This window comes from Caulobacter sp. D5 (assembly GCF_003185805.1).
Classification (GTDB): domain Bacteria; phylum Pseudomonadota; class Alphaproteobacteria; order Caulobacterales; family Caulobacteraceae; genus Caulobacter.
On sequence record NZ_QHJY01000322.1, the window covers coordinates 1 to 1,447 of the forward strand.

At 72.9% G+C, this 1,447-nt stretch carries 1 protein-coding gene; it reads right to left on the minus strand.

All coding sequences use genetic code 11. The annotated features are described in order from the left end of the window. Positions 1–63: 63 nt before the first annotated feature. The coding region (locus DMC18_RS19485) for a sensor histidine kinase KdpD (RefSeq protein ID WP_110133226.1) at positions 64–1,447 on the minus strand (1,384 nt) is incomplete at its 5' end.

The window sequence follows — 1,447 nt, forward strand, 5'->3', positions numbered from 1 at the left end:
TCTGAGAGACCCCTCATCCGTCGGCCTTCGGCCGCCACCTTCTCCCGCAAGGGGAGAAGGGTATCAGCGCGGCGGGGCGAAGCGGATGACGTTTTCGCCCAGGAAGGGCTCTTCGGCCTGGCCCTCGGAGGGCGGCTCGAACAGTTGCTCCATGGCGTCGGCGGTGGCCGTGGGGCTTTCCGGGACGGGCGGAGCGACCGGGGCGGCCAGCAGGATCGGCATGCGCACCGATACGCTGGTGCCAGCCCCCAGGCGGCTTTCGACGTGCATCTCGCCGCCGTGCAGCTGGGCGAAGGCCCGCACCAGCGACAGGCCAAGGCCGGTGCCCTTGGCGCGCTGGTCGACGCCGCCGGCCTGCTCGTAGGGACGGCCCAGGCGCTCGAGGTCCTCGGGGCTGATGCCGACGCCGGTGTCGGCGACGACGATCTCCAGCATGCCGTCGTGGCCGTCGGCCGTGACCGTCACCTGGCCGCCGCGCGGGGTGAACTTCAGGGCGTTGGAAACCAGGTTCAGCACGATCTGCTTCAGGGCCCGGCGGTCGGCGTCGACATCGAGCTCGCCCGGCGGCAGCACGCCGCGCAGCTGCACCCCGACGCTGTCGGCCTGGACGCGCAGCAGGCGCATGGCGGCGTTGACGGCCTCGCGGGCGTCGAACTCGCCGCGCGACAGCTCGAAGCGCTCGGCCTCGATCTTCGACATGTCGAGCACGTCGTTGATCAGGTCCAGCAGGTGGCGGCCGCTCTCATGGATCAGCTCGGCGTATTCGCCGTAACGGTCGGTCAGGGGGCCGAACATCCGCGCGCGCATGATGTCGGAGAAGCCCATGATGGCGTTCAGCGGCGTGCGCAGCTCGTGGCTCATATTGGCCAGGAAGCGGGCGCGGCCGGCGGCCAGCTGCTCGGCGTCGTTGCGGGCCTGGTCCAGCTGCAGCAGGTGGCGGGTCTCGGCGGTGACGTCGCGCATCACCCCCACCAGCACGCCCGGGCCTACGCGGCGCAGGGTCAGGGACAGGGTCTTTTCCGGGGCCTCGGCGGCGGGGAAGGTCAGGACCGCCTCGCGTTCGCGCAGGGCCTGGCCCAGGGCGAAGTCGACGCGGGCGCGCTCGCCCGGCACGGCGGCCTGGGAAAGGCCGTCGATCATGATCCGGTCCAGCGCCGCGCCCTCGGGGGCGACGCCGCGCACGGTGCGCACGCGGCCCTGCAGGGTGACGACGAAGGCCAGGAAGGGCAGGCCGTCCAGCAGGGTCGAGAGGGCGGTCAGCTCCGACAGGTTGCGCACGTCGCGCTCGCCGGCCCGGCGGTGGGTCAGCATCAGGCCGGCGGCGAGGCCAAGGCCCGTGGTGGCCACGGCCAGGAAGCCCAGGATGAAGGCGGTCGGGCCGGTCGGGGCTGGCGGGGCCAGGCCCGACAGCTGGACCAGGGCCGCCATGGCGCCGCCGATCAGGGCC